The following is a 22008-nucleotide window of genomic DNA, read 5'->3' as shown; positions in this document are numbered from 1 at the left end:
TCGGGTCGGCGGCTCAGGAGGTGGTCCGCGCGGTGCCGGTGCCGAGTCGGTCGCCGGGCTGGATGGTGCCGTCGCCGCGGGCGCGGGTGCGGAAGCCCGTCGGGGTCTCGCCGGTGCGGTGCCGGAAGAAGCGGGTGAACACCGGCGCGGAGCCGAAGCCGAGGCGGTCGCCGACCGCGTGGGCGGTCAGGTCGGTGTGCAGCAGCAGCCGCTTGGCCTCGGTGACCAGCCGGTCGTCGATGACGCCCTTGGCGCTGCGCCCGACGGCCGCGTTGGCGGCCCGGGTCAGGGTGCGCACGCTGTAGCCGAGCCGGGCCGCGTACTGCTCGACCCGGTGGGTGTGGCCGAAGTCCCGTTCCACCGCGGCCCGGAAGCGGTGGAAGGTCTCGTCGCCGGCGGTGCTGCGCCGGTCCCCGCCGGGGAGGTGGGACAGGCGCAGCACCAGGACGGCGAGCAGGTGGCGCACCACCTCGACGTGCACCTCCAGCGGCAGTCCGCGCAGCCGGTGGTACTCGTCCGCCAGCAGGGCCAGGGTCCGGGTGACCGGCGGCTCGGCCTCCGGGGCGGGGGCGAGCGGCAGCCGCCAGGCCCGGCGGTCCAGGTGCGCGGCGGTGACGGTGTCCCGGTCCAGGAAGCCGGGTTGGAACAGGACGGCGGTGCCGGTCGCCCCGGTGTCCGCCGGGTCGTGGGGTTCGCGGAGCCGGAGGATCTGGCCGGGGCGGACCCAGAGCCACTGCCCGGCGTCGACCGTGCACTCCGTCAGGTCCACGGCGCACGGCAGTCGCCCCTCGACCACCGTGACCAGCAGGTGGAAGGCCGGGCGGACCGGCGCGTCGCGGGCGATGCCGAGGGCGCGGAGGCGGTCGGCCCACCCGGGGAGGTCGGTGACCTCCACGCCCGGCGGCCCGCCCGGGGTGGTCGGGAAGGGGAGATCGGCCACGTCCACAGCTTGTCCGTTTCTGCACAGAGGGCGACCGAGTTTATCCATGGCGCGGCCGCTTTCCGCCCCTAGCGTGAGCGCTCCGACCCCTCGTCCCCTCCTTCCCGACGACAGCAAGGATGCGACGCCAATGCCCCGGTACGAGTACCCGACCACCGCCCCCGCCCTCGACTTCCGCGCCTTCCTCGCCGAACTCCTCGCCGCAGGCGACGCGGTGGCGATAGAGCGCACCGTCGACCCGCACCTCGAAGTCGGCGCGGTCACCCGCCGGGTGTACGAAACCCACGCCCCCGCACCGCTGTTCGGCTCGCTGACCGGCGCCGCCCCCGGCTTCCGGATCCTCGGTGCGCCCGCCGGACTCAGCGCCCTGCCCGGGCAGCGGTACGGCCGGATCGCCGCCCACTTCGGCCTGCCGCGCACCGCGAGCCCGCGCGACCTCCTGGAGCACCTGATCCGCGCCATGCACGCGGAGCCCGTCCCCCCGGTGGTGGTGCCGACCGGCCCGTGCCGGCAGAACGTCGTGACCGGCGAGGCCGTCGACCTGGAGCGCCTCCCCGTCCCCCTGCTGCACCAGGAGGACGGCGGACGCTACCTGGGCACGTACGGCTTCCACGTCGTCCGGAGCCCGGACGGGGAGTGGACCAGCTGGTCGGTGGCCCGGACCATGCTGCGGGACCGCACCACCCTGGTCGGACCGGCGATGCCGCAGCAGCACATCGGCATGATCCACCGGATGTGGCGGGAGCGCGGCGAGCACACCCCCTGGGCCATGGTCCTCGGCGCTCCGCCCGCCGCGCTGGCCGCGGCGGCGATGCCGCTGCCGGACGGGGTGAGCGAGGACGGCTACGTCGGCGCCCTCACCGGCCGGCCGGTCGAGGTGGTCCGCGCCCTGGCCAACGGTCTGCACGTGCCCGCGTACGCCGAGATCGTGCTGGAGGGGTACCTCAGCCGCGACGAGACCGCCCCCGAGGGCCCGATGGGGGAGTACCACGGCTACGCGTTCCCCGAGGGCAGGCCGCAGCCGGTCTTCCACGTCGAGGCGGTCAGCTGGCGCGACGACCCGGTCCTGCCGGTCTGCGTGGCCGGGCTGCCCCCGGAGGAGAACCACACCGTCTGGGGCACGATGATCTCCGCCTCGGCCCTCGACCTGCTGCGCACCGCCGGCCTGCCGGTCGACCTCGCGTGGTGCTCCTACGAGGCGGCCACCTGCTGGATAGTCCTGGCGATCGACCGGTCCCGGCGCGGCGTGCCCGGCTGGACGGACCGCCGACTGGTCGACGCCGTCGCCGAGGTGCTGTTCCCGTCCCACGTCGGCTGGCTGGTGCCCAAGGTGATCCTGGTCGACGACGACATCGACGTCACCGACATCCGCCAGGTGGTCTGGGCCCTCGCCACCCGCTGCCGCCCCGGCACCGGCGAGCACGTCTTCCCGGACGCGCCCGGCATCCCGATGGTCCCCTACCTCACCCCGGAGGAGGCCCGTACCGGTACCGGCGGCAAGTCGATCACCAACTGCCTCCTCCCGGAGGGGTTCCGGGGCACGACCGCGTCCTTCCGCGGCTCCTACCCGGAGGAGCTCCAGCGGCACGTGCTGGCGAACTGGTCCCGCTACGGCTACTGAGCGCCGGGCGCTGCCGTGAGCGGCGCGGTGCCGTGAGGTGGTCGGTGCCGTGCGCCGGGCGGTGCCCGGGCGGGGCCGTCCGGTGGCGGGTGGGATAATGGACCGGACGGTTCCGCAGGTGAGGGGTGGCGCATGGGCAGCAGGTTGCGGGTGCTGAGACAGCAGAACCGGCTGAGCCTGGACGCGCTGGCCGAGCAGGTCGGCGTCACCAAGAGTTACCTCTCCAAGGTTGAGCGGGGCCTCAGCGACCCGTCGATCTCGACCGCGATCAAGCTGGCCCATGCCCTGAAGGTCGACGTCGGGCGGCTCTTCGCGGAGGAGGTGGAGCCGGAGCTGGTCACCGTGGTCCGGGCCCGTGAGCGAACCCCGATCGCGGGCGGCGGCGGGCCCGGCGCGCCGCACTACGAGGGCATCGCGACCGGGCTCAGCGGCAAGCGGATGGTGCCGTTCATGATGTACCCGCCGACCGACGCCACCAGCTCCCCCTTCAAGTCCCATGCGGGGGAGGAGTTCTTCTTCGTCCACGCGGGCACCGTGGAGCTGGAGTTCCCCGAGCGGACCGTCGAACTGGGGTCGGGTGACAGCGTGTACTTCAACTCCGCGCTGCCGCACCGCTGTCGGAGCACCGGCCCGGAGCCGGCCCATGTCCTGGTGGTCATCCACGACGACGAGGCCGGCTCCGGGGGGCGGGTCCCCAGTCTGCCCTGACGGGCGTCAGCCTGCGCTGTCGGCCAGCAGCCGGGCCAACTGGGCGGTGCGCTCGGGGTCCAGGGGCAGCAGCGGTTCGCGGGGCACGCCGACGTCCAGGCCGCGTAGGGCCAGGCCCGCCTTGACCGTCCTCGGCAGTCCGCCGCGCAGCAGGAACTGCAGGACGGGCAGCTGGCGGTGGAACACCTCGCGGGCGCCGTCCAGGTCGCCGGCGCGCACCGCCCGGTGCAGCTCCAGGGTGAGTTCCGGGATCAGGCAGGGTGCGGCCGTGCACCAGCCGGCCGCACCGGCCGCGAAGGCGGCCAGGGCGAGCGGATTGGAGCCGTTGTAGAAGGGCAGTGCGCCGTCGGAGAGTTGGGTGAGCCGGTGCATCCGCTGGAGGTCGCCGCTGCTCTCCTTGACCATGGTGATGTTCTCGACCTCCCGGACCAGCCGGTGGATCAGCTCCGGCGGGAGGTCGATTCCGGCGGTCGCCGGGTTGTTGTAGATCATCACCGGGATGCCGATCGCGTCGGCGACGGCGGTGTAGTGCCGGACGACCTCGGCTTCGTCGAGCCGCCAGTAGGAGAGCGGCAGGACCATCACCACGTCGGCGCCGGCCTGTTCGGCGAACCGGGCGCGGCGGACGGCGCTGCGGGTGGTGAGGTCGGCGATGCCGACGACGGTCGGGACGCGACCGGCGACGGCGGCGACGGAGGCCTCGGCGACGGCGTACCACTCGGCGTCGTCGAGGTAGGTGCTCTCGCCGGTGGAGCCGAGCGGGGCCACGGCGTGGCAGCCGTCGACGATCAACCGGTCGATGAGCGTGGTCAGTCGGTCGAGGTCGAGGCTGCCGTCGGTCTGCGAGAACGGGGTCACCGGGTAGGCGATGATCCCTTCGAGCACGGTGGTCGGGTGGGTCGTCATGTCAGCAGTCATCCCCGGTGGTGAGGGCGTCATGGTGGCCGGCGCGCAGGGCGCGGCGGGCGTAGTAGGCGAAGTTCGCCTGGCCGCGCTTGGGGGTGGAGATCCAGTCGTGGGCCTCCTGGGCGAGCAGTTCGGGGATCTCCTGGATCGTCCCGGCGGCGCTCGCCAGCAGCTGGAGCTTCGCGGCCCGTTCGAAGAGCAGGGCGAGCGTGCACGCCTCCTCGACCGTCCCGGTGGCGACGAGCTGGCCGTGGTGGGCGAGCAGCAGGGCGCGCTTGTCGCCGAGGGCGGCGGAGATGATCTCGCCCTCCTCGTTGCCGACCGGGATGCCGGGCCAGGTCTCCAGGAACGCGCAGTCGTCGTACAGCGGGCACATGTCCATGTGCGAGACCACGAGCGGGGTCTCCAGCATGGACAGCGCGGAGATGTGCAGCGGGTGGGTGTGGATGATGCAGTTGACGTCGGGCCGGGCGCGGTAGACCCAACTGTGGAACCGGTTGGCCGGGTTGGCCATCCCGTCGCCCTCCAGGACGGTGAGGTCCTCGTCGACGAGGAGGAGGTTGTCCTCGGTGATCTCGTCGAAGCCGAGGCCCAGCCGCTGGGTGTAGTAGGTGCCGGGGCGTTCGGCGCGGGCGGTGATCTGCCCGGCGAGGCCGGAGTCGTGCCCGGCGTCGAACAGGATGCGGCAGGTCAGTGCGAGCTTCTGGCGCACCGTCCAGCCGTTGTCGGGTATCGCGGTCAGCATCCGGTGGTGGGCGAGGCCCACCAGTTCGGACTTGTCGGCCTCGAAGGTGTCGGTCATGGCCGTGGTTCTCCTCGGTGACTCTGGGTGTTGCGTGCGGCCGGGCGTGGCGGACCCGCTGGGGGTGCGCCGCGCCCGGAAGAACACACGGTTCACTTTAGGACACATGGTGTCCTGCGTCCATGGCGCACCGAAGGCAAGGGCTCAGTCGCGGGCGGCCGGGCGCCACCGCCGGGCGAGCGCGACCAGCACCGCGAGTGCGGCCGTGCCGGCGAGCAGCAGCAGCCAGTTGCGCAGGTACGGCAGCGGCAGCAGGGTCGGATTGCCGGAGTCGTGGCCGGCCCGGGCGACGGCCGGCAGCCCGACGGCGGTCAGCGCCGCGGCGACGACCAGCCACCCGCGCAGCACCGGAGCCCGGGCCAGGCCCGCGGCGGCCAGGAGCGAACCGGCCAGGCACACCAGCGGCAGCCACAGGCCGTCGTGCAGGACCAGCGCGCCGACCGCCCACCGGAGCACGCCGGCGGGCTCGCTGATGAAGGAGTCGTCGAGCAGGCCGGACAGGCCGAAGCCGGTCACCGCCAACCCGGCCGCCAGTGCGGCACCCCGGAGCCAGGCCGTCATCCGAGCACCTCGATCCGGGTGACCCACTTGGTCTGCAGCACCCCGGGCCGGTTCGGCGCGATGATCCGCGCCGGGAAGCCGTGGTCCGCCGTGAGTTCCGTGCCGTCCACCCGCAGGGCCAGCAGGGTGAGCGGGTCCTCCGCGTAGGGGGCGGGCATCTCCATCACCCGGTACGGGCCCGCGGCTTCGAGCGAGGTGACCCGTACGGCGGAGCCGGCGGGGGCGCCGGCCCGGGCCAGCAGGTCGACCATCCGCACCCCGGCCCACCGGGCGCTCACGCTCCAGCCCTCCACGCAGGCGATCGGCAACTCTGCATCGTGCTGCGGGAGTTCGCGCAACTCGGCGAGGCTCAGGCGGTAGGGCCGGGGGCCGTCGACCAGCAGCTTCCAGTCCGGGGGGACGGTGACCGTTCCGGCCTGGGCGGCCGTGCGGTTGACCGGAAGGCCGTCCGGACCGTCGCCGGGGCGGCGCGGGGCGAGGAGGTTCAGCGGCCGCAACCACGGCACGCTCTGCCCGGCGGTGGCGAGGGTGACGACGCCGACCGCCGCGCCCACGGAGAGCAGGAAGCCCCGCCGGCCCGTCAGTTGGGCCTGTCGCCGTCCGCGCCAGTGCCGGGCGATCAGCGGGGCCTTGACGGCCAGATGGATCAGCAGGCCGCCGACCGCCGGCCAGGCCAGCCAGAAGTGGGTCTGGCGGAAGGGGAACGGCCAGGGGTACCACTGAAGGGTGTTGAGGAGGCCGGTGGTCAGTTCCAGCAGGACGGAGGCCACCAGGACGGCGATGCCGAGGCGTTCGAGGGCGTGCAGGACGCTGCGGGCGGGCGGCCATTCGAACAGCCGGGGGTAGACCGTCCACAACTTCGCCCCGGCCAGCGGGATCGCGGCGATCCCGCTGATCACGTGGAGACCCTGGGTGACCCGGTAGCCGTTCACCGGGCGGGAGGGTAGCCACCCGGTCGGCCAGTGCGGCGGGTCCTGGAGCAGATGGCTGGTCAGGCCGGCGACGAAGCAGAGCAGCAGTGCGGCCCCGAGCCACCGCCCGAGCACGACGGCGGTGCGCGGCTCGTGCAGGGCGGAGGTGAACGCGCCCTCGCGGAACGGGCCGCGCCGTAGGAACGCGGGTGGGGCGGGGAGCGGGCGGTCGAGGCGGCGGTCGAGGCGGCGTGGTGCGCCGGGGGGCTTGGAATCCACCCGTCCATCGAAGCGCCCGGGGGGCCTCGGGAGGCGCTGCGGCGTCCTTACGGATTGCGAACGGCGGGGCCGGCCGGCCTGATGGATCGTCATCCTGCCTGGCTTGATTGTGCTGATGGTCAGTCAACTCGCTTACCAGCAGCGCATCGAACATCTGCCTGCTGGGACGAGCACAGATTCTGGCCAAGTTCCCCAAGTTGTGCCACCGCCGTGATCGGGCTGTGTAGTTTCGAGCGATCCGGAAGGCAGCATTCACTTTCGGGCCGGGCGTTCCACCGCCCGGCGGCCGCATCGGCCTCTCCCTGACCTTCTCCGCAGAACGGGATTCGTGATGACCACCCCGAGCACCGGAACACCCGCCACCACGCCGGCGACGCCGCCGGCGAGTACGACGCCCACGTTCGAAGTGGACCGGGCGATGCTCGACGGCGCGACGCCGAAGGACCTGCTTCCGACCACCGGCAACTACCCGGTGGAGATCGTCCGGTACCGCTCGGTGGTGCTCACCGACATCCCCGGTGCCAAGCCGACCCGCAAGCTGACCGGCGCCATCGACCTCGGTGAGGAGAACCTGCCGTTCTACGACCGCCCCGCCGAGGGGATGATCGTCACGACCGAGCAGAGCTGGTCGGCCCAGGGCGTCACGCTCGGCCGGCTGCTGCACAGCCTCGCGCTCGCACCCGGCGAGAGCACCAAGGTCGCGGTCGTCGACTGGCAGCGCAGCACCAAGGCCACCGGCACCGAGACGACCGCCGAGGCCGACACGCTCTCCAGCAGCACCGACCAGAGCCGGTCGATCAGCGAGGTCGCGAACGCGATCGCCCGCGAGGAGCAGTACGGCAGCTCCCAGCTGAACCAGCAGAGCAGGTCGTCGAGCTCCGGCGGCAGCGCCGGGATCGCGTTCTTCGGCTTCGGCGTCGGCGGCAACTGGAGCGAGTCGTCGAACTCGGCCTTCGCGACCGCGGTGTCCCGCTCGACCGGTGTGAAGACGGTCGCGGAGGAGGCGACCCAGCGCATCAGCGCGCGGACCCAGCAGCTGGCGACCGCGGCCCGCAGCCGGAACATGACGGTGGTGCGCGAGACGACGCAGTCGGAGAAGGACCAGGTCCTCACCCGGGTCGTCACCAACTACAACCACATGCACGCGATGTCGGTGCAGTACTACGAGGTCGTGCAGGTCTACAACGTGACGACCAAGCCGACCAAGCTGGAGCGCTGTCTGTTCATCCCGCTGCAGGAGCTCAACTTCAACTACGCCAGCCTGCAGCGGTACAAGGAGGTGCTCGCCTCGGTGGCGCCGGCCGACTGGGCGGCGAAGATCCGGGCGGCGAACCCGTTCGACACCGCCGTGCGCAAGCTGGACGCCTGTACGGCGACGGAGGCGCCGCCTACCCAGGACTTCGAGGGGGTCGACCTGGTCGACCTCACCGCGTCGCCCATGGGCGTGTACGGGGTGCGCAAGGGCGACAACAGCCCGGTCCGGTTCGATCCGGCGGGCCGGCAGTGGAACCTGCTGCCCACCACCGGACTGGACGGCAGCCTGCTCCGCATCGCACCGGGCCGGAGCACCGTCTGGGCGCTCAAGTCGGACAACACGGTCGTGCAGTTCGACGGGACGACCTGGCGGACCGAACCGCAGGCCCCGGCGGGGCTGAGCCTCGCCTGCGGCACGGACGAGGTGCTCTACGTCGTCTCCGCCACGGACAACATGCTCTGGCAGCGCTCGGTGAACGGCACGTGGCAGAGCCTGAACATCGCGGCCGACGAGGTGGCCGTCGTCGGCAAGGACAAGCTCTGGTACATCCGCCAGGGGCGGGCCTACGCACGCACCGGTACCACCTGGGTGGAGCGGAATCCGTCACTGACGAACGCGCAGCGGCTGTCCGCCGCAGCGGACGGCGTGCTCTTCGGCACCACCAACGACGGCAAGATCATTCTCCTGGACGCCGGTACGGTGAACTTCAGCGTTCCCAGCTTCAGGAACTTCGCGAGCGCACTGATCTCCGGGTCGGCGAAGGCCACCTCGTCCGTCAGCGGGGATCTCTGGCTGATTCGCAGCAACGGGGCCCTCTCCCGATTCCTCACCGCGGCACGGGAGGCGCCGATACCCTTCGACGTCCCGCCGAAGCCCGACTCCCCCTACGCCACCAAGATCGACGTCTGGTACGACGAGGTCGGGATCCGCAGCCTCCAGATGGTCTTCCAGGGCCAGGTCTTCCGCTGCGGCGACACCGGTGGCGCCGGCGTGCTGCAGCGCGCCTCCTACTCGTTCCCCGGCGCCGACAAGCTGATCTCCTTCGACGCGTGGTCCGGCACCGGCGCGCGCGGCAGCCTCGCCGGGCTGCGCCTGACCATGACCTCGGGCGTGGTCAACTTCGGGATCGCCGGGACCACCACCGTCGCGCCCGACCAGAGCGAGGACGCCGGCGGCGCGGCCATCTGCGGGCTGTTCGGTGCGACGGTGAAGGCCGACAACCGCACCTACGTCTCGTCGATCGGCTTCTACGTGCGCGGCGGGAACGTGTCGCAGGCGGTCCTGGACCACCTGAACGACAACCGCCGCCACTACAGCCAGGCCGTCTGGGCCAACGCGGACGAGCTGACGCTCAGCCGCATCCTCGCCAACTACTCGTACACCCCGGCGGGTTCGAACGCGGCTCCGGTGCTGCTCGGCACGCTGCTGGACCCGAAGCCGATCGCCGCCACCGGCAACTACCTCGGCTTCCGGTGGAACTTCGCCAGCGAGCAGGAACGCCAGGAGTGGACGAAGACCCGCCAGGCGGGCGACGCCACCTTCGGCGCGGCGGTGACCAACACCATTGCCATCGCCACCAAGGGCGTCTTCGCCGAGGCCGTGCTCGGCCGGTCCAACTCGGCCGAGAAGATCGACCTCACCCGGTTCTGGAACTGGAAGGACTCGCCGATCCAGATCACCCCGGCCGACATCGCGCCGGTGTCCACCGCCTCGCGCGCGCAGAACCTCGACACCACGGTGGCCGCCCTGGGCGCCACCCAGGCGAGGTTCACCCCGGTGGCGGCGATGCCCGACCCGGTCGGCCTGCAGACGGTGCAGGCCCTCACCACCGCCAACCTGTTCCGGGACATGAGCGGCCTCAACAACATGAGCCAGGTGCTCACCAAGGGCATCGAAGCCGCCGCCGGCAACGACAAGGACGCCGGCGCACGTGCCCAGGAGGCCTTGAAGACCGCCACCGAACACCTGCAGAAGATGGCCAAGCTCGCCGTCGACGCCGCCGAGAAGGCGGCACCGGCGGTGGCCGGCGGCGGCAGCAACCTCAGCGCCCTCGGCGGCCTGCTGAACCAGGGCAAGAAGGACGAGAAGGACGGCAAGTCGGAGACCAAGTCCGAGGCCAAGCCGGACACCAAGCCGGAGAGCAAGTCCGACGGCGGGGACGCGGCGAAGGCCTGACCACCCCCGCACCCCGCACACCCGACCGCCGATACTTGATCCCGGGCCGCTGCCCCCCGCAGCGGCCCGGGAGGGAGAGCGTTGTCGACGGTGCTGTTCAGCGGCGGCGAGGTACGGGACCTGCACGACGCGGTGTCCGCCGAGTTCGCCCCGCACAGGCTGCGGGTGCGCGAGGCCCCCGGACCCGGCGACGGCGGCCGGTTCGTGCGGCGCTGGCGCGGAGAGGTGTCCGTGTACGAGCTGGGCTACGGCGCGGACGTCGACGTCGTCCCCGGCGAACTGGCCGACTTCTACAGCCTGCAGATCCCGCTCACCGGATCGGGCGTGGTCACGGTGGACGGCCGTCCGCTGGCCACGCCGTTCAGCATCGCCGGGCCCGGCCAGCGCCTCGCGATGTCCTGGGACCGGGCCAGCGTGAACCAGGTCCTGCTGATCACCCGCCAGGCGGTCGACCGGGCGGTGACCGTCCGCCGGGGCGAACCCGGCCGCGAGGCCGTCCGCTTCGACCCGGCCCTGGACGGGGACCGCGCCGCCGTGGCCGAGTGGCTGGAGCTCGCCCGCTGCTACGCGCGCACCGTCGGCGGTGAGCTGTTCGCCCGCTCGCCGCTCGCCCGGCAGCACCACGAACAGCTGCTGCTGCACGGCCTGCTGGACATCCAGCAGCACAGCCTGGGCCGCGTCCCGGCCCTGGTCGCCGCCCCGGCCGCGGTACGCCGTGCCGTCACCTTCTGCGCCGAGCACGCCCACGAGCCGATCTCGGTCGCGGACCTCGCCCGGGCCGCCCGGGTCAGCCTGCCCAGCCTGCGCCGGGGCTTCCGTACCCACCTGGGCACCACGCCCCTCGCCCACCTGCGCCGGGTCCGGCTGGACCTCGCCCACCACGACCTGCTCGCCGCCGCCGGCAGCGGGGACGCCACGACCGTCACCCAGGTGGCACTGCGCTGGGGCTTCGGCCACCTCGGCCGCTTCTCCCAGGAGTACCGGGAGGCCTACGGGCGGCTGCCGTCCGAGGTCCTGGACCGCGGCCGTCCACAAAGCGCCGCCGGAAGCACCGGAACCGGATAGTCCCACCCGCCGCACCGCCGCCACACTTGGCGGTGCCACGGGCGGCCACGGGGGAGCCGCCCGACCCTGCGCCACGCCCCTGCCCGGTGCGCGCGGACGGGCACCCGGGGCGGGGCAGCCGGATCGCACCGGATGCCTCGTCCCGCTCACGTGTAGTCGCCTGTTCGCGACCGGAACGCTCAGGAGCGTTCTGCCACGCCGTGGTCGCGGAGCGGCCCGACCTGCCAGCCGTGGGCGGCGCAGTGGTCGAGGAGGTGGGGGAGGGCGCCGAGGGCGGACCGCCAGGCGGCGGGGAAGGACGTGCAGTCGGAGTCGTGCAGCAGCACGGTGCCGCCGCCGTACAGGTCGGCGGTGACGGTGCGGTGGACCGAGTCGGGGGTGGCGCGGCTGGTCCAGTCCTCGCCCCAGCTGGTCCACAGCACCGGGGTGAGGCCGAGCCGGCGGGCGGACAGGTGGGCGGCGGTGCTCATCACGCCGTACGGGGGCCGGAACCAGCGGGGTGCGGTGCCGGTCAGGTCGCCGACGGTGTCGCGGGCGCGGCGCAGGTCCTGGTGGGTGGCGCGGGGGCCGCGCAGCAGCAGCGGGCGGTGCGCCCAGCCGTGGACGGCGATCTCGTGCCCGGCGTCGGCGATCTCCCGGACCAGGGCGGGGGACCTGGCGGCCATCGAGCCGAGCAGGAAGAAGGTGGCGCGCACGTCGTGCGCGTCGAGCAGGGCGAGGAAGTTCGGCGTGGAGAACGGGTCCGGGCCGTCGTCGAAGGTGAGGGCGACGTGGTCCGGGCGGCCGGTCCCGGCGAGGCGGGGCAGCAGGCGGTTGCGCAGCGGCCCGTAGGTGGACAGCACGGGGGCGGCGTGGGCGGCGGTGACGGCGGCCGCGGCGGCGGCGCCGACGTTCAGCAGGGTGCGGGGCTTCATGGCAGGTGGCCTCAGGACAGGGTGGTGAGCGCGCCGAGGCGCGGCAGCGGGCGGGGGGCGAGCAGGCCGCGCAGGGCGGCGGTGAGGTCGGCGGCGCGGGCGCTGCCGCACTCGACCAGGACGACCTGGCCGGGCTTGACCTGCGGAGCGGTGGCGGCGGCGCAGTTGATCCGGGCGTCGGGGACCACCAGGTGCTCGTGGTGGTAGGCGGCCAGGCCGAGGTCGAGGGCGTCCACGTCGCGGCTGGAGAGGTAGTACCCGGGGGTCGAGCCGGTGGCCGTGCGCAGGGCGGCGGCCCCGGCGTCCAGGGAGCCCCGGCGGGTGACCAGTCCGGTCCCGTACGGCGGGCCGTAACCGGCGTTGACCAGGGTGAGGCCGGCGGCCGCGAGGCGGCGGACCTCACCCGGGTCGGCGCCGGCCTGGGCCGCGTCGATCGAGACGGCGGCCTTGGCGGCCCGCAGGATGCGCAGGGTGGCGTCGTCCAGGCGTTCGCCGTTCGGCGGGTGCACCACGAGGTACGTCCGGTCGGTGCGGCTGGCGTCGACGGCGTCCAGTCCGCCGTAGGCGACGGCGAGTTGGGTGCCGCCGGTGGTCAGCCAGGCGGTCGCGGTCAGCGCCGCGGCGGCGATGCCGAGTCTTCGGACCGGGCGGCGGACGGGGCGGCGGACCGGGCGACGGGCGGGGTGGCCGACCGGGTGGTGCGGCGCCGGGGCGGCCGGTGTCCGGTCCTCCTCGGCGGGGTGGCGTCGTTGGGTCGGGATGAGCGGCCGCGGGGCGTCGGCGGCCGGGGTCGCGACGGCCGCGATGGCGTTCGCCGGGCCGGCCGCGTCGCGGTGCAGCGCCAGTCCGGCCGCCCGGTGACGGCGTCCGGCGGGGCCGTCGACCATGGCGGCGAGCACGGCCCCGAGTTCGGCCGGGTCCCGGATCCAGGGGGCGAGCCCGGCCTCGTCGAGGGCGGCGGCGTTGGTCAGGCCGTGCCCGGGTATGCAGCGGTAGCTGACGGCGGGCAGGCCGCAGGCGAAGGCCTCCAGCGAGGTCAGCCCGCCGGCGTTCTGCACCAGGACGTCGCAGGCGTGCATCAGCCCGGGCATGTCGTCGACCCAGCCGAAGGCGTGCTCGACGCCCTCCGCCCGCAACCGCTCCGCCAGCGCCCGGTTCCGCCCGCACACCACGACCGGTACGGCCGCCCCGGTGGCCCGCACCTCGGCGGCCACCGTCGCCACCTCGCCGACTCCCCAGGAGCCGGCCACCAGCAGTGCCAGCGGCACGTCCGGCGGCAGGCCGAACCGGGCCCGGGCCGCCCGGCGCCGGTCCGCGGTGACCGGGGTGCACCGCGGGTCGACCACCGGGCCGGTCACCTCCACCCGCTCGGCGCCGAGCCCGCGGGCCTGTTCGGCCGGGACCGGGTGGGCGGCCAGGTGCAGGTCGGCGCCGGGGGCCACCCAGAGCGGGTGGACGGAGAAGTCGGTCAGGTAGACCGCGGCGGGCGTGGCGAGACGCCCCAGCCGGCGCAGCCGGCCGAGGACCTGTCCGGCGAGCGGATAGGTGGCCACCACCGCCCGGGTGTCGGCCGGGAGCGCGCGCAACAGCCGCCGGTGGCTGCTGCGTTGGAGCAGTCGGATGAAGACGCCGGGACGTCCGGCGTGCTCGGTGCTGGAGTAGATCCGCTGGTAGGCGGCGGGGGCGACGGTCAGCAGCAGCCGGTAGCTGCGCGAGACCAGCTGGCCGAGCCCGGCGGGGACCAGGTCCAGGAAGTCGTGGCGGTCCACCTCGAATCCCAAACCGCTGAGGCGCAGCGCGAGTTGGGCCGCGGCTCCGTCGTGTCCGGCGCCCACGCTCGCGGAGACGATGACGACCCGCCCGGCGGCGGGTCCGGGCGGGCACGGCGGTGCCGTGCTCCGTGGTGCGGGATCGATGAGCTCGGTCACGGCACTGGTTCCGATCCTCGGCGGGGCCCGGGTGGTCCCCGGGCGGCAAGGTCAGAATGGCAGGGCCTTGCTGAAGATCGGCTTAAGTTGAAAGATGCTTGGTAATTCCGCTTAGACGACCTGCGAGGAGCCGCGGCGCCCCTGGGGCGACCTGCGACGACCCGCGTCCGATCACTCGACCTGCGGCCGAACGTTCGACCGGGCGTCGATCACCTGTCGACCACGTGCCGAGCACCTGTCGATCATTGTTCGAGCACCCTTCGACCCGCGGTCGATCAGTCCTCCAGTCGCGCGAGGCGCACCCGGACGGCGTCGGCGTCCCGGTGCTGGAGGTCCTCCAGGATGGCGAGGCCGCGTACCCAGTCGGCCCGGGCGGCCTCCGGGTCGCCGAGGGCGAGGTGGGTGTCACCGAGGTGGGTGTGGATGTCGGCCTGAAGGAAGTAGTCGCCGATCGCCCGCCGCAGCCGCAGCGACTCCCGGTACGCGGGGAGCGCCTCCCGGTACTCGCCGAGGTGGTGGTGGATGAACCCGATGCTGTCCCAGATCGACGACTGGCCGGGTAGGTTGCCGGCCTCCCGGGCCAGGTCGAGGGCGAGCCGGCACTGCGGCAGCGCCTCCCGCAACTCGCCCTGCTGCGCCAGGTACCAGCCGATGCTGTTGAGCGCGAGCGCCTGCCCGGAGGGGTCGCCGAGGGCCCGGAACAGCTCCAGTGCCCGACGGGACTCGGCCACCGCCTCGGCGTCGGCGCGCACCTCGCCGTGCGCGATGGCCAGGTCGAGCCGGGTCCGGCCCTCCCGCGGTCGGTCGCCGAGCGCCTCGAACAGCTCCAGGGCCAGCCGCAGTTCGCGCTGGGCCAGCGGCTGGCGGTCCTGGGAGCGGTGCACCTGGCCGAGCCAGCGGTGGGCGTGGGCCTGCCGGCCGAGGTCCCCGAGGCGTTCGGCGGCGGCCAGCGCCGTCCCGCTCGCCCGCTCCCACTGCTGCCACAGCCCGGACTTGAGCAGGTACGGCACCTGCGCGCCGACCAGCTGCCAGGCGTGCACGTCGGCCTCCGCCCGGAGTGCGGCGTCGACGACCCGCTCCAGCACCGGCTGCTCCTCCCGGTACCAGGCGAGCGCCCGCTGCCGGTCGGCGAGCTCCTCGGGGGCCGCCCCGGCGGTGGGCGGCGCCAGGTCGAAGGACTGCCAGGAGACGTCGTCGGCGTAGGCCAGGCAGGCCGCCCGGTGCGCGGTGTGCAGGTAGTGGTCGAGCATCCGCAGCGTGGCCGCGTCCTGCTCCGGCCGGGGTTCGAGGGCGGCCGCCTGCTCGGCGGCGTAGGCGCGCAGCAGGTCGTGGAAGGTGTAGCGGCCGTGCTCCGGAGAGGTGATCAGGTGGGCGCGGTGCAGGTCCTCCAGCAGGGCGCGGGTCTTGGCGAGCGGCAGGCCGGCGAGGCTCGCGGCCGCCGCCGCGCTGAGGTGCGGGCCCGGGTGCAGGCCGAGCAGCCGGAACAGCCGGGCGGCCTGCGGGGCCAGCGCGCGGTAGGACCAGGAGAGGACCACCCGGACGTCGGCGTGGCTGTCCCCGGCCGACAGCAGGTCCAGCCGGACCCCGGAGTCGCGCAGTTCGGCCGCCCAGACGGCGAGCGGGGTGCAGGGCCGGTCGGCGGCCCGGGCGGCGGCGATGTTCAGGGCGAGCGGCAGCCGGGCGCAGAGTTCGATCAACTCGTCGGCCGCGTCCTGCTGGGCGGCGACCAGGTCGGCGCCGAGGCGACGGGCGAACAGTTCGCGCGCCTCGGCCGGGGAGAGCACGTCCAGCGGCAGCGGGACGGCGCCGTCCAGGGCGATCAGCGCGGGCAGCCGGTTCCGGCTGGTGACCAGGACGAGGCAGCTGTCCGAACCCGGCAGCAGCGGGCGGACCTGCTCCGCCTCCCGGACGTTGTCGAGCACGATCAGCGTCCGGGTTCCCGCCAACCGGCTGCGCAGCAGGGCCAGTTGGCCGTCCGGGTCGGCGGGCACCCGTAGCGCGGGGACGCCCAGCGCGTCCAGGAAGGCGCGGGCCACGTCGGCGGCGGCCACCGGGGCCCGGGCCGGGTCGAAGCCGCGCAGGTCGGCGAAGAGCTGCCCGTCGGGGAAGTGCTCGGCGACCCGGTGGGCGAAGTGCACGGCCAGGGTGGTCTTGCCGACGCCCGCGGTCCCGGCGATCGCCGAGATGACCACGGCGCCGCAGCCGGGGGCGCCGTCGGGCAGCAGCTCCGCCAGGGCCCGCAGCTCCCGGGTGCGCCCGGTGAAGTGCCGGATGGCCAGGGGGAGTTGCTTGGGCGGTGCGGAGGTCCGGGGCGGGCCGGCCGGGCGGGCGGGGGCGCCGCCGGGGGCCGCCGTCGGGCCGTCCGTCGCCTCGCCGGGCTGGAGCTCCGGTTCCCGGGCGGCGGTCAGCCAGCGGGTGCGGGTGTCCGGATCGACGCCGAGTGCCTCGGCGAGCCGGAGCACGGAGGACATCCGCGGTCGGCGCCCGCCCTTCTCCAACGCGCTGATGGACCGGGCCGACACCCCCGAGCGGTCGGCCAGTTCGTCCTGGCTCCACCCCGCGGCCAGTCGGCACTCCCGCAGCAGCGCGGCGAATGCAGCAGGTCCCACCCGTTCTCCCCGGATCCCTGGGAACCGTGCCGTCGCCCCGCCCGTCCGACCCGGATCGCGGATGAGCGTAGCGCCACGCGGCCCAAGTGTCAGGTCAACGTCGGGTCAACGTCATGGTCATCATCACCGTGGCGCCGCGAGGATGAACGACCGACGGACCGGCGGCGAGGCGCGGCTACGGGGGTGCCGCGGCTCGTCCGCCCCGGCCCGGCGGGGCCCGTCCGCGGCCACCTGCCGGGGCGGCGTCCCGGGGTGGCGAAACCGATTCCGCCGCTGGTCGAACGGTGTCATGCTGAGGCCATGACAGATCACATCGAGCCCGCCCCCGCCCGCACCGGGGCTCGCTCCGGGCCGTACGAGGGGGGCCGGCGACGGGAGTTGGCGGCGGCGACGGTGGGGTCGGTGGTCGAGTCCTTCGACTGGAACATCTACGCCGTGCTCGCGCCCTACTTCGCCGCCGACCTGTTCGGCCACGGCAAGGGCGGGGTCAGCGGCGTGCTCGCCGCCTACGCCACCTTCGCGGTCGGCTTCGTGGCCCGCCCGGTCGGCTCCTACCTGATCGGCCGGCTCAGCGACACCCGGGGACGCCGCTTCGCGCTCAGCCTCGGGATGGCCGTGATCGCCGTCGCGAGCCTGGGCCTCGCCGCGCTGCCGGGGCAGCGCTCGATCGGCGTCTGGGCGGCGGTGCTGGCCGTGCTGGTGCGGGTGGTGCAGGGGCTGGCCTTCGGCGGGGAGGCGCCGAGCGTGGCCGCGTACGTGACCGAGACGGCGCCGCCGCGGCACCGCTTCGCGTTCAGCTCGGTCTCCTACGGCGGGATCATCCTCGGCTCGCTGCTCTCCTTCGGGGTGCTCACCACGCTGATCCACACCCTCGGCAAGTCCGGCCTGGAGAACGGCGGGTGGCGCTGGGGCTTCCTGGTGGCGGCGCTGCTCGGGCTGGGCGCGGTCTGGGTGCGGCGGGCCGCGCCGGAGAGCGAGGAGTTCCACCGGGCCCGGGCCGGGATGCGGCCGGGCGGGCGCCCGCCGTTCCTGCGCACGCTGCGCGAGCACCGCTGGGCGGTGCTCACCGTCTTCCTCAACACCCTGGGCGGCACGGTCGGTTACTACTTCGCGCTGACCTACCTGCCGCAGTACGCCGCCGCCTACCACGTCATCGACAAGGAGCGGGCGTCCTCCTTCATGACGATCGTGCTCGCCGTGGTGCTGGTCACCATGCTGCTCACCGGCGCGGCCGCGGACCGCTTCGGCCTGCTGCCGGTGGCCCGGATCGGCTTCGGGCTGCCGATCCCGCTGGTCGGGTTCCTGCTGGTCGGGCTGCGCGGGGGCTGGCTGCCGTTCCAACTGGTGGCCGTGCTGCTGGGGATGATGGTGGCGACGGTGCTGGGCACGCTCAACGTCTTCACCGGACTGCTGTTCCCGACCGAGGTGCGGGCGGTGGGCCTCGGGGTGGTCAACGCGGCCACCATCGCGGCGTTCGGCGGCACCTTCCCGCTGCTGGCCGAGTGGCTGGGCGACCACAACGGCCTGGGGCTGATCCCGTTCTACGTCACGCTCTGCACGGCGGGGCCGGCGGTGGGCCTGCTGACGGCGATGCGGGCGCCCTCCTTCGTGGCCGCCGTCCGGGAGGCGGAACCCGGGATTCAGCGGACACCGGGATCCGCCTGACGAACAGTCATATGGTGTGGTTGAGTGGTCCGGACCAAAGGCGGTACGGGGAGGGGCGACACGTGGACGGCACCGGACCGGACAGCTGGCTGTTCGAGGCGGACTTCGAGGAGCCGCCGCAGGTCGATCTGCGGACCGACCGCGCGCACTCCGCGCGGGTCTACGACTACCTGCTCGGCGGCAAGACCAACTTCCCGGCCGACCGCGAGGTCGGCGACCGGGTGCTCGCCGACCTGCCCGCCGCCCGCGACGGCGCCGCGGCCGCCCGGGCCGTGATGCACCGGATGGTCCGCCGGCTGGCCGGCCGGCACGGCATCCGCCAGTTCCTGGACGTCGGCACCGGCATCCCCACCGCCCCGAACCTGCACGAGATCGTCCAGGCGGTCGACCCGGCCTGCCGGGTGGTCTACGTCGACAACGACCCGATCGTGCTGGCCCATTCGCGCGCGCTGCTCAACAGCACCCCCGAGGGGCGCACCGCCTACGTCGAGGGCGATCTGCGCGACCCGGGGAAGTTCCTCGCCGACCCGGCGCTGGCCGCCACCCTGGACCTGTCCCGGCCGGTCGCGCTGACGCTGATCAACATCGTGCACTTCCTCTCCGACGAGGCCGCGCACCCGCCGGTCCGCGAGCTGCTGGACGCCCTGCCTCCGGGCAGTTTCCTGGCGCTGACCGCCGGCACCGCGGACAACGCGCCCGAGGCGGCCAGGATCGGCGCCCAGCGCTACCAGGAGGCCGGGATCGAGGTGCATACCCGCTCGCACGCCGAGGTCGAACGGTTCTTCGCCGGGCTGGAGTTGGACGACCCGGGGGTGGTGCTGATCAACCGGTGGCACCCGGAGCTCGGCGAGCCGACGGCCCAGGCCGAGGCGCAGGTGTCGGTGTACGGCGGGCTGGCGCGCAAGCCGTAGCCCCCCGCCGGAGCCGTGGGCGCAGCGCTGTCGGCGGGCCTTCACGCCGGGGAAAGTGACCATGAGTCACCTCTTGTACACAGTCCGCTCGGTGTGCTGACATATCCACGTCAACTCGCGCTCCTGCAGAAGGGCAAGCCCATGCTGGTTCGCACCGTGGCCGTCGCGGCCGCCGTCACCACCGCACTGGTCGGCTCGTCCACCCTCGGCGGCGACTCGCTGCCGACCCCGCCGGACCGGATCGTCATCGACGTCGCGACCGTCAACGGCTCCGGCTGTCCGGCCGGGACCGCCGCCGTGGCCGTCTCGCCCGACAACACCGCCTTCACCGTCACGTACAGCAGCTACCTCGCCCAGGTCGGCGTGGGCTCGAAGCCGACCGACTTCCGGAAGAACTGTCAGCTCGACCTGCGGGTGCACGTCCCCCAGGGCTTCACCTACGCCATCGCCTCCGCCGACTACCGCGGCTTCGCCCACCTGGAGAACGGCGCCAGCGGCACCGAGCGCGCCAACTACTACTTCCAGGGCGACCCGGGGACCGTCTACCAGAGCCACCACTACGACGGCCCGACCGACGACAACTGGCAGGCGACCGACACCGTCGACGTCGCCGCCCTGGTCTTCGCCCCCTGCGGGGAGGAGCGCAACTTCAACATCAACACCGAACTGCGGGTCAGCGGCGGCAGCTCGGACCAGGCCCACACCACCAGCTTCATGACGATGGACTCCACCGACGGGAGCATCAACACCACCTACCACCTCGCCTGGAAGCAGTGCCCCTGACCCCCGCACGGACAGGGCCCGTCCCGGCCCCGGCGGAGCCCCGGCCGCCGGGGCCGGGACGGGCCCGCCTCAGCGCCGGGCGCGGGCGCGGACGGGGTCGACGAGGCGGTCGTCGACCAGCCGGGTGCCGGCCTGCTTCACGTGCCGGAGCACGGGGGACACCTCCAGGCCCTGCAGCCCGGCCAGCGAGCCGACGCGCTCCGAGGTGAACTCGAACAGTTCGTCGAGGTCCCGGCAGTGGGCGACGGCGTGCAGGTTCCAGGGCCCGGAGACGGCCGCGACGAAGGCGATCCCCGGTTCCTCCGCGAGGGCGCGGCCCACGCTCTTCACCGCCGACGGATGCACCCGCAGCCAGAGGTTCGCGCGGGCGTGATAGCCCAGGGCCGCCGCGGCGATCTCCACGTCGAGGCGGAGGGCGCGCTGCCGGAGCAGGGCGTCGAGGCGGCGCGAGACCCGGCCCGGAGTGAGCCCGGCGGCCGCGGCGAGATCGACCAGACCGGCGCGACCGTCCCGGCCGAGCGCGGCGAACAGCTTCTCGTCCTCGGGCGTGAGGTGCAGCGGCTCGCGGCTGACCACCGGGGACTCGGTGAAGGGGCGCCCGTCGCTCCCCAACGCGGCTTCCTCCGCCTCGGTCAGCGTGCCGCGCAGCGCGGCCCAGTAGTGGCCGCGGCCCCCGAGGAACTGGCGCAGGACGGCGAAGGCGTTGATGTCGATCACCGCGGCCGTCCGGGGAAGCCGGCGCTCCAGCAGGTCCTCGCGCTGCTCCCGGCTCCGGGACTGGGTCGCGCAGGTGATCTCGCAGCCCGCCGCGCCCAGGGCCACCCAGTTGACGTCCTCCCGCTCGGCGAGCGCGTCGGCGATCGCCGCGACGCTGCCCGGGCGGCAGCGCAGCCGCACCAGCCACCGGCTCTGCCCCAGGGCGCCGGGCTCGACCATGCCGACCACCCGGATCACACCCTCGGCGCGCAGCCGGCGGTAGCGGCGGTTGACGGCCCCCTCGGTCAGGCCCAGGGCGGTCGCGATCGCGGCGAACGAAGCCCTCGGCGCGATCTGCAGGGCGCGGATGATTCGCACGTCGTCGGGGTGCAAGCCAGCGGATTCCGTCATCAGGACCCTTCCCACGGCGGCGATCCTACAGAACGGGGCCGACCGCTCGCCCACGGCGCGACCCGGGGCAACACTCGGGGCACGATGCCCGAAGAACGGAGAACGACACCCGATGGACCCCACCGGCACCGCACCGCACCCACCCACCGCACTAATCGTCGGGGCCTCGCGCGGCCTCGGCCACGCCCTGGCCGCGGAGTTCCTCGGCCGGGGCTGGAACGTCGTCGGCACGGTCCGCGACACCACCGCCCGGACACCGCTGCACGAGCTCGCCGAGCGGGCCGACGGGCGGGTGACCATCGAACAGCTCGACCTGAACGAGCCCGACCGCCTGCCGTCGCTGCACCGACGCCTGGCACACCGCCGGCTCGACCTGCTCTTCGTCAACGCGGGCACCACCAGCCACGAGCGGACGCCGATCGGCGCGATCCCGACGGCCGACTTCATCGAGGTGATGGTCACCAACGCGCTCGGCCCGATGCGCGTCATCGAAGCCCTGGAGGACCTGGTGTCCCCGGCGGGGCTGATCGGGGCGATGTCCTCCGGGCAGGGCAGCCTCACCGACAACACGACCGGCGGCCGCGAGGTCTACCGGGGGAGCAAGGCGGCGCTGAACATGTTCCTGCGGAGCTTCGCGGCCCGGCAGAGCGGGACGCGGCGCGCCTTCGTGCTGCTGGCGCCCGGCTGGATCCGCACCGCGCTGGGCGGCCCGGACGCACCGTTCACCATCGAGGAGACCGTCCCGCTGCTGGCGGACGTGCTGCTCTCCCGGCTGGGCACACCCGGCCTGGCGTACCTGGACCGCTTCGGGCGGACCGTCCCCTGGTAGCGGCCGGCCGGAGGGAGCCGCCCCGCCCGGTACGGGGAC

General features: G+C 73.8%; 17 protein-coding genes. 8 read left to right on the top strand and 9 right to left on the bottom strand.

Going from position 1 to position 22008, the window contains the following annotated elements; translation table 11 throughout:
• Positions 1-13: 13 nt before the first annotated feature.
• Positions 14-940, bottom strand: a complete 927-nt coding sequence (locus ABTZ03_RS01015) for a helix-turn-helix transcriptional regulator (protein WP_350510710.1) — start codon at positions 938-940, stop codon at positions 14-16.
• 130 nt (positions 941-1070) lie between these two features.
• Here ABTZ03_RS01015 and ABTZ03_RS01010 point away from each other — a divergent pair, with 130 nt between their 5' ends.
• Both ABTZ03_RS01010 and ABTZ03_RS01005 read left to right on the top strand, forming a co-directional pair.
• Entirely contained in the window at positions 1071-2561 is a 1491-nt protein-coding gene (locus ABTZ03_RS01010) for a UbiD family decarboxylase (RefSeq protein ID WP_350510709.1), read from the top strand.
• 132 nt (positions 2562-2693) lie between these two features.
• Positions 2694-3269, top strand: a complete 576-nt coding sequence (locus tag ABTZ03_RS01005) for a helix-turn-helix domain-containing protein (protein WP_350510708.1) — start codon at positions 2694-2696, stop codon at positions 3267-3269.
• Positions 3270-3275: 6 nt separating this feature from the next.
• Here the strand turns inward: ABTZ03_RS01005 and ABTZ03_RS01000 are convergent, their stop codons facing one another.
• The 4 genes from ABTZ03_RS01000 to ABTZ03_RS00985 all read right to left on the bottom strand — a co-directional run bounded on the left by ABTZ03_RS01000 (position 3276) and on the right by ABTZ03_RS00985 (position 6728).
• A complete protein-coding gene (locus ABTZ03_RS01000) occupies positions 3276-4175 on the bottom strand; it encodes a dihydrodipicolinate synthase family protein (protein ID WP_350510707.1) in 900 nt (299 codons plus the stop codon).
• 1 nt (position 4176) lies between these two features.
• Complete coding sequence (locus tag ABTZ03_RS00995) at positions 4177-4977, bottom strand: aldolase (RefSeq protein ID WP_350510706.1); 801 nt, start codon at positions 4975-4977, stop codon at positions 4177-4179.
• 144 nt (positions 4978-5121) lie between these two features.
• The gene (locus tag ABTZ03_RS00990) at positions 5122-5538 is read right to left on the bottom strand and encodes a hypothetical protein (RefSeq protein ID WP_350510705.1); all 417 of its coding nucleotides are present in this window, start codon (positions 5536-5538) and stop codon (positions 5122-5124) included.
• Positions 5535-6728 (bottom strand): molybdopterin-dependent oxidoreductase, encoded by a 1194-nt coding sequence (locus ABTZ03_RS00985; RefSeq protein ID WP_350510704.1) that lies wholly within the window; start codon positions 6726-6728, stop codon positions 5535-5537. Before ABTZ03_RS00985 ends, ABTZ03_RS00990 begins: the two co-directional genes overlap by 4 nt.
• 331 nt (positions 6729-7059) lie before the next feature.
• Here ABTZ03_RS00985 and ABTZ03_RS00980 point away from each other — a divergent pair, with 331 nt between their 5' ends.
• The gene (locus tag ABTZ03_RS00980; RefSeq protein ID WP_350510703.1) at positions 7060-10158 is read left to right on the top strand and encodes a hypothetical protein; all 3099 of its coding nucleotides are present in this window, start codon (positions 7060-7062) and stop codon (positions 10156-10158) included.
• Positions 10159-10248: 90 nt separating this feature from the next.
• Positions 10249-11223 carry an AraC family transcriptional regulator gene (locus ABTZ03_RS00975; RefSeq protein ID WP_350510875.1) on the top strand — a complete coding sequence of 325 codons (975 nt, stop codon included), beginning with the start codon at positions 10249-10251 and terminating at the stop codon, positions 11221-11223.
• A gap of 179 nt (positions 11224-11402) precedes the next feature.
• On the opposite strand, the gene ABTZ03_RS00970 is transcribed toward ABTZ03_RS00975, so the two are convergent.
• The 3 genes from ABTZ03_RS00970 to ABTZ03_RS00960 all read right to left on the bottom strand — a co-directional run bounded on the left by ABTZ03_RS00970 (position 11403) and on the right by ABTZ03_RS00960 (position 16674).
• Positions 11403-12137, bottom strand: a complete 735-nt coding sequence (locus tag ABTZ03_RS00970; protein WP_350510702.1) for a polysaccharide deacetylase family protein — start codon at positions 12135-12137, stop codon at positions 11403-11405.
• Positions 12138-12148: 11 nt separating this feature from the next.
• Positions 12149-14065 (bottom strand): MGDG synthase family glycosyltransferase, encoded by a 1917-nt coding sequence (locus tag ABTZ03_RS00965; RefSeq protein ID WP_350510701.1) that lies wholly within the window; start codon positions 14063-14065, stop codon positions 12149-12151.
• Positions 14066-14340: 275 nt separating this feature from the next.
• Positions 14341-16674 carry an ATP-binding protein gene (locus ABTZ03_RS00960; RefSeq protein WP_350510700.1) on the bottom strand — a complete coding sequence of 778 codons (2334 nt, stop codon included), beginning with the start codon at positions 16672-16674 and terminating at the stop codon, positions 14341-14343.
• A 300-nt stretch (positions 16675-16974) separates the two neighbouring features.
• Here ABTZ03_RS00960 and ABTZ03_RS00955 point away from each other — a divergent pair, with 300 nt between their 5' ends.
• The 3 genes from ABTZ03_RS00955 to ABTZ03_RS00945 all read left to right on the top strand — a co-directional run bounded on the left by ABTZ03_RS00955 (position 16975) and on the right by ABTZ03_RS00945 (position 20033).
• Complete coding sequence (locus ABTZ03_RS00955) at positions 16975-18339, top strand: MFS transporter (RefSeq protein ID WP_350510699.1); 1365 nt, start codon at positions 16975-16977, stop codon at positions 18337-18339.
• A gap of 62 nt (positions 18340-18401) precedes the next feature.
• On the top strand, positions 18402-19250 hold the full coding sequence (locus ABTZ03_RS00950; RefSeq protein WP_350510698.1) for an SAM-dependent methyltransferase: 849 nt from the start codon (positions 18402-18404) through the stop codon (positions 19248-19250).
• Between the two features lie 141 nt (positions 19251-19391).
• Positions 19392-20033 carry a DUF4360 domain-containing protein gene (locus ABTZ03_RS00945; RefSeq protein WP_350510697.1) on the top strand — a complete coding sequence of 214 codons (642 nt, stop codon included), beginning with the start codon at positions 19392-19394 and terminating at the stop codon, positions 20031-20033.
• Positions 20034-20102: 69 nt separating this feature from the next.
• On the opposite strand, the gene ABTZ03_RS00940 is transcribed toward ABTZ03_RS00945, so the two are convergent.
• Positions 20103-21107 (bottom strand): Lrp/AsnC family transcriptional regulator, encoded by a 1005-nt coding sequence (locus ABTZ03_RS00940; protein ID WP_350510696.1) that lies wholly within the window; start codon positions 21105-21107, stop codon positions 20103-20105.
• A 145-nt stretch (positions 21108-21252) separates the two neighbouring features.
• Between ABTZ03_RS00940 and ABTZ03_RS00935 the strand changes: the two genes are divergently transcribed.
• Complete coding sequence (locus tag ABTZ03_RS00935; protein ID WP_350510695.1) at positions 21253-21969, top strand: SDR family NAD(P)-dependent oxidoreductase; 717 nt, start codon at positions 21253-21255, stop codon at positions 21967-21969.
• Positions 21970-22008: the final 39 nt, after the last annotated feature.

The organism is Kitasatospora sp. NPDC096077 (assembly GCF_040303245.1).
Classification (GTDB): domain Bacteria; phylum Actinomycetota; class Actinomycetes; order Streptomycetales; family Streptomycetaceae; genus Kitasatospora.
The sequence above is the reverse complement of the archived record's forward strand: the minus strand, read 5'-3'. Positions and strand labels throughout refer to the sequence as shown.